This is a genomic window from Candidatus Sodalis sp. SoCistrobi, from assembly GCF_900143145.1.
GTDB lineage: Bacteria > Pseudomonadota > Gammaproteobacteria > Enterobacterales > Enterobacteriaceae > SoCistrobi.
On record NZ_FRDB01000182.1, the window covers coordinates 1 to 5,819 of the forward strand.

The window sequence follows — 5,819 nt, forward strand, 5'->3', positions numbered from 1 at the left end:
TGCTCATGCTGAGTTTCCAGCACTAGATTAACTGCCCGTTCACGGACTTCCGGAGAGTAACGTTTGGTCGTTGTCATAGAGACCTCCACTTTTAAAGTATAGACTCTAATTTATCCGGGGTGATTCAGAATTTGTGAAATCGGCCTGCCATATGGTGCCCTGGTTTAATGAGGGAAGTGACAAGCCGTTATGGGTGACAGAGCCGCGTCAACGGGTTAAGAGAAATGATGATAAACCTGCTGAGACGCCTGTTGCCTCTCCAGGGGCGCAGAACAGGGGAATGGATGATGCGTTCTGGCGTCAGCTGTATGGCCAAGAAATCAAAAATCGCGCTGTTGATACGGTGCGTCCTGAGCATAAGCCCAGGGTTAACAAAAACACCTGGCGACCACATTAGAAGATGGTACTAATGTAATAATAAAATAAAGTGACATAATGTTATGTGAATAATATAAAAATCACTGTAGGTTATTTTATGGGTTGTCGTGATGTTGTCGTAGAGGGGAAATAATACGCTAAGATGAAAGCGTTTGGTGTTTTATTTCTGTGGAATAGAGTGTAAAATAAGAAGTGAAAAACATCCGCGCTATGTTCGTGTTTCAGCACGAACATAGCGCTAACCCAAAACCTAAACACACTAGGATTTGAGCTATGGAAAATAGTACAGCGTCCGCACACGCATTAAAAGTACAACCTATCAGCCAGAGTGCATTTGCTCAATTTGCGCTCACATCCCAACATTCCACCCTGCTGTACCGTGTTTGTCCTCTTGTACGCAAGATTGCGGTCTTTTCTTTGGTGGGAGGTGCTAAATGAGCATCTATAGCACCAAAGCCTCCATAGAGAAAAAAAATTTCAGGCAGATACCTCTAGCCGTTTTTAACACGCTTGATGTTGAGTTCGGCTTCGGCCTTGATGTCGTCGATAGCGACCAGAATATACCTCGTGTCAATTGTCTTACGCTGCTGTCATTCATCAATATGAAAACTGGTAAACAAGAAGAATATGGGAATAGCAAAGCTAGATTGTTCTTTGTAGGACGATGTAAAGAAAAATTAGGTTGTAAAATTTCTTCTTTATCACGTAAATTATTAATGTTTCCTGTAGATGGTGGAGTGTTAATTTTTCTCTTACTCCTTATTACTTAAATTCAATTCCAAGTCAGGAATTAAATACAAGCTGGTTTTGAATTGTGTTAATTAGTGTAGTCGGAGTAACAAATGAGTTATTTTAAAATTGATAATTTCATTCCATACAATGAGCTTTTGAATAAATTATCGGAAAGAGAGATTCAGCTATTGTTAATGTCATGTTCTGGGCTCAGTCGGAAGGAGATAGCGCTAGAATTAAACATTAGCATACACTCTGTTAACAGTCATTTTTCTAATGCGGCAAAAAAGTATGAAAAAAACACGTTGAATGAATTACAGTCGTTATTTAATTTTGTTACCATCAGGTATTTGGCTAACATTATTGGCTTGGTGATTAATAAACATGATGGCAAAAATAATAACTGTAATGTGAACGTTATTTACGAATAAGTTATTTTTGTAATTTGTTTTGTCTTTAAAATGGCGCGAAGATACATCTAGGAAATTTTTTCTGAATAAATCAGGCTTGGTAATATTTTGGCCTGATTTATTCAACAAAGCAAAATAAACTGTCAACTCTTTATAAGTCGAGAAGTGTTTTTTAAACGAAGAAATGTATTTGTTATCCAGTAAAAAAAACTTGAAATCAATAGTGAATTAAGTGATGATATTCCATACTCTACAGTAAATCCTACCACCCCACCCGTTAACCATGCTAACATAGCAGTCCATTTTATGGATGGGGTTGAGTTATGATCAGGCAATGTTTCATTCATTTTAGTAACATCAAGCAAGTCACGCTGGGAGCGTAGAATATAATAATCGACTAACATTATCCCTATAATTGGGGGGAATAATATCCCAAGAAAATTAAGGAAATCGATGAATTTCTCTAAGATGCCTACGGCTGATAATATTGTTCCTGTCAAGCCAATAAAAATAGTTATCCAAGTATATCTTATTTTCTTTCCGGTTATACTTTCTAATGCATTAGCGATACCTAGTGAAGATGAATAAAGGTTGATATCATTTATTCTTAATGTTGATAAAACGACCGTTAACAATCCAAGGCCACCTGCGGTTTTTGCCATTATCGTAACCACATCGGAAGTGTTCAGTGCTCTGGATATTAATATTGCTACACCATTAACAATAAATTCACCGATAATAATAGAAACAATCGTCATCCAAAAAACATGATGTCCATTTTTGCAATAACGGGTCATGTCGGGAGTTATTAGGCTAGCAACAATACTACCACCAATGACCATGGTAATTCCCTCACTAATACTAATAGGACTACCATTGGAATAATTTAAAAATAATTTCGGCAGTTCTTGTCCCTTCAATGTCATTATTGAAATGTATCCAACAACTAAAATAAACATGGGGACAGCTAATTTGGCTGCCATTTTTAATCCATTAAAACCAAATGAAACCAAAGTTGTAATTACTGCTCCTGAAATTATAGCAGATAAGCCAAATCCAAAAAAATCACCCATTGCATAATTCAATCCTTTTGCGAAAACGGCATTTTGCACACCAAACCAGCCAAGTAAACTTATAGCGATAACTATACCAATTAAGGCTGATCCAATACGTCCAAAACCACACCATCTAGCCAATAGGCTACCAGACAGGCCTTCTCTCATTCCTGCCAACCCAAGGCCGACAGTAACAACACCAAAGATCAAACTTCCAATAAAAATAGAGATATATGCATCAGTAAATGTCATGGAATGACCCAATACGGCTCCTAACATAAACTGATCCAGCGCGGTTAGCATACCCATGTGAACTATAGCTATGCTGAAAAATGGTAATCTCCTATTTATAGGAACACGACTCACAGGATAATCATTCAATAATGCCATTGTTCGTTACTCCAAAAAATTTAACAAAAAACAACACCTTTCTTCAATAAATCTGGCGGTATATATTTATCCCACCCTTTTTCCTTACAGTGTTCTATTAATTGCGACACTGAGTTTATACCTATTTTGTTGTATATCCCTTGAAGCTTATTTTCAACTGTTCTATGAGAAACTCCGACAAACCTAGATATTTCTTTAGAGCTAAGTTTTTGTTGTGACCAAAAGATAACATCTAACTCTTTTTTGGTGAATATATTCTGTTTTATATCCGTAACTAATACAGATGGTGTTTTTTTATTTATCAATTCAATTGGTGACAACATTGTTATCTCTCTTGAAGTCCAAGCCGTTCCCAAACACCTTCCGTTTTTATTAAAGAGTGGCGTTTTATTACTTATATATGGTCTAAGTGACTGTTCTCCGTTCCAGTAGTGTGTTTCGATGATGGCTGTGTTTTGTTTTCTTTTTTCTGTTAATCTATCATGATCTTGTAACTCATCAGATATTTCCGCCCAGGCCGCGGGGAATTCATTATCTTTTCTACCTTCAATGTCAAAATTAGGAGGCGTGTTTGTATACCTGATGGCATGATTGTTCATATAAATATGCTTTGATTCTAGATCTTTAATCCCCCACGGTTCGTTTAAGTTTTCCATAAAACAAATTAAGGCGTTTATATAATTTAAATCATTATCGGTGTATCTATGCATCTTGTCGTTCCTTCCCTACCTTTATTATATTTTAAATTAAGCTCTTTGCCATATAGTGACGAGAGTGATTATGTGCGTATCCATCTAGGTGTCCGTACTCTCCGTACCCCATCCTCTTATAAAAATCAATAGCTTGATAATCAAATGTATCAACATAAGCTTGATGACAATCACGATTAATAGCTTCTTGCTCTGCTTGCATCATTAGCTTAGTTCCTATCCCTGTTTTTCTATGATTTTTATTTACCCACAAATACTGAATTTCGAGAGAGTTCCACCATGTTCTTGATATTAATCCAGCGATAATTTCATTGTTATCTTTTGTTGTGGTTATAAGTAAAGGAACAATATCTACCGGCGCATATGCCGAGTTATGTAACCATAATTGCTGTATAATAAAATCCTCTTCTTGAGATTTTGGTGTGCTTGTAATGTTAAAGTGCATAAATCTCTCCTCTTGGCAAATACGCCAACCGTGTTGTTTTTAATATGTACTATTTTCATGATGTAACCTCTTAATTTTAGGCTAACACCACCGGGACGGATTAAATCGTCATAGGCGGTGGACTGAGCAGGGCTATCACAACCGGATACAAGTAAACGGCGAGCCTTTCGGCTCCCCTGCCCAGCCCACCATTGATATGATGTGCGCAAGGCGCCGGCATAGAATCTATGCCGGACTTGTTTCACGGGGTGATAGTCCCGACCTCTGATTTATCAGAGGCATTTGCACTGTATAGTTATAAAATCTATCCATCAATAGATGAACCTATAAGGATACCATGGTAATCATGTCAAGTGAATTATTATATTTGGTTCAGATAGGTGGTGTTGTTTATATTTATCCAATGAGAAATATTCATAAAATACATTGATATAAATGAAACAACCCCAAAGTTTGATTATGAGATTATGACCAGTCCAGATCGTTAAATTACTTGCTTTGGTCGAAAAATGTTCATTACGTTGCTGCTACACCAGTCATCTTATGGAAGGTGACTGGTGAATTAAGATATCGAAAGCTGGATGTTGTTGTGTCTTGATGTGATACGTTCTCAAATACCTGTTTTATAATGATAATATAAATCATCATCTCTATTTAAATGATTATTTGGCGAGAGGAAAAGCTAGACTTTAGTATAGGTAGAGTAGATGATACCACAAAAAGCGCTTTTTCATCATGTAGTTTGATATTGTAAATATAAAAACAAGCAGGAATTGATGAGGCCAAAGTTAAATGATTATTTTAAATATATCTGTCTTTTCTTATGACTTGCGATGTAATATTTTTTCATTATTTAGTATTGCCACTTATTGTTTAATATGTGGTGGCATGACCCGGATAACATCCGTCATGAAATGGCAAGTTTAGCTGTATTTTCAACAGTCATTTTAAGTTAATGATAAAGTCATGCTTTTATTAAATGGATGAGGGAATGTAAATTTATTTTTTAGTATATACTAAGTTAACTTGAAGGTGCTGGAGGGGGTAACGATAATCATACTATCTCTGTTTTCTTATAGATAGAATGATGCATCTTGAAGTGCGTTGAGTGTAAATATATTTAGTAATGGTTGTTGTAGAGAGTTTTAATATGACTTTTAAATTAATAACAGAAATAAGTAACGACACAAAATATAGTCAAACTGCGTTGACAGAGACTGGCTTGGAGAAAGTTAGTCTTTATACAAATGGAATTGATGTCTCCCGAGATGGAGATGGTAATACAATTTTATCAATAACTGAAATGGGTGTAGATATGTTTCGTTTAATTTTAACTCCGCAGATGAGAGAAATATTTGTTGGTATGATAACTAATAGCTGCGCGGAATAGTGCTCCACTTTTGATCAGCCCTTCTAAGACAATAAATTTGGCCGTGTTTGCTGCGAAGCGGCGCTACATCGGTGCTTGTCATGTATTGCTCTAACGTGACTGTCAGAGGTTTATAGATGGCAAGTGTGGCGGTATTAGGCGCAGCCATTTAGTGGTTAGTTATTTGGTTTATTCTCATTAGGGGCATAGGTATCTACACATTTATCGTGATACCTGTTATTACTTTGCAGAATGATTTCAACCTATCTGTTGGCGGGATTGACTCTCGCCTTACCCGCCGATATCAGACGCTGGTTAAACAGCATATGA

7 protein-coding genes are annotated in these 5,819 nt (G+C 36.4%); 3 read left to right on the plus strand and 4 right to left on the minus strand.

Annotated features, from left to right (window positions below; genetic code table 11):
* The first annotated feature begins 812 nt into the window (after positions 1–812).
* Both CINSTRO3249_RS11850 and CINSTRO3249_RS11855 read left to right on the plus strand, forming a co-directional pair.
* Entirely contained in the window at positions 813–1,148 is a 336-nt protein-coding gene (locus CINSTRO3249_RS11850; protein WP_074013429.1) for a hypothetical protein, read from the plus strand.
* Positions 1,149–1,220: 72 nt separating this feature from the next.
* Positions 1,221–1,541, plus strand: coding sequence for a helix-turn-helix transcriptional regulator (locus CINSTRO3249_RS11855; RefSeq protein WP_074013430.1), 321 nt, complete (start codon positions 1,221–1,223; stop codon positions 1,539–1,541).
* On the opposite strand, the gene CINSTRO3249_RS17255 is transcribed toward CINSTRO3249_RS11855, so the two are convergent.
* The 4 genes from CINSTRO3249_RS17255 to CINSTRO3249_RS11870 are packed head-to-tail and all read right to left on the minus strand — an operon-like array spanning position 1,434 to position 4,120.
* Positions 1,434–1,667, minus strand: a complete 234-nt coding sequence (locus CINSTRO3249_RS17255; protein ID WP_174249783.1) for a hypothetical protein — start codon at positions 1,665–1,667, stop codon at positions 1,434–1,436. The two genes, CINSTRO3249_RS11855 and CINSTRO3249_RS17255, sit on opposite strands and share 108 nt — an antisense overlap.
* Positions 1,664–2,965 (minus strand): purine-cytosine permease family protein, encoded by a 1,302-nt coding sequence (locus tag CINSTRO3249_RS11860; RefSeq protein ID WP_074013431.1) that lies wholly within the window; start codon positions 2,963–2,965, stop codon positions 1,664–1,666. Before CINSTRO3249_RS11860 ends, CINSTRO3249_RS17255 begins: the two co-directional genes overlap by 4 nt.
* 20 nt (positions 2,966–2,985) lie before the next feature.
* On the minus strand, positions 2,986–3,675 hold the full coding sequence (locus tag CINSTRO3249_RS11865; protein WP_074013432.1) for a helix-turn-helix transcriptional regulator: 690 nt from the start codon (positions 3,673–3,675) through the stop codon (positions 2,986–2,988).
* Positions 3,676–3,706: 31 nt separating this feature from the next.
* Positions 3,707–4,120, minus strand: a complete 414-nt coding sequence (locus tag CINSTRO3249_RS11870) for a GNAT family N-acetyltransferase (protein ID WP_074013433.1) — start codon at positions 4,118–4,120, stop codon at positions 3,707–3,709.
* Positions 4,121–5,246: 1,126 nt separating this feature from the next.
* On the opposite strand from CINSTRO3249_RS11870, the gene CINSTRO3249_RS16670 reads away from it, so the two are divergent.
* Complete coding sequence (locus CINSTRO3249_RS16670) at positions 5,247–5,510, plus strand: hypothetical protein (RefSeq protein WP_125933180.1); 264 nt, start codon at positions 5,247–5,249, stop codon at positions 5,508–5,510.
* Positions 5,511–5,819: the final 309 nt, after the last annotated feature.